A 250-nucleotide genomic window follows, 5' to 3' on the forward strand; every position below is an offset into this window, starting at 1 on the left:
CTTTTGAAAATCCTTCTCTGTATGAAATGCTTACTTAAATAAACATGGAATCCAAGGTATCCTTGCTTCCTCGAAATCCACGATGTGCTCGTTCTTCGAACTTGTCATTGTATTCTAGAATTTGAGTTGTCACGAATCGTTGAAGGGCATCCTCATTTGGAAACTGCTCTTTCTGGCGAATTTTCTTCTTCAACTTTTTGTTGAAAGCTTCAATCAAATTTGTTGAGTAAATTGATGCCCGAATGCTTGG

1 protein-coding gene is annotated in these 250 nt (G+C 37.6%); it reads right to left on the reverse strand.

Translation table 11 applies throughout. The annotated features are described in order from the left end of the window. Positions 1 to 34: 34 nt before the first annotated feature. Positions 35 to 250: transposase (locus tag FC47_RS10335; protein ID WP_191978682.1), on the reverse strand; the 216-nt coding region annotated here is incomplete at its 5' end.

It is taken from the genome of Limosilactobacillus mucosae DSM 13345 (assembly GCF_001436025.1).
GTDB classification, from domain to species: domain Bacteria; phylum Bacillota; class Bacilli; order Lactobacillales; family Lactobacillaceae; genus Limosilactobacillus; species Limosilactobacillus mucosae.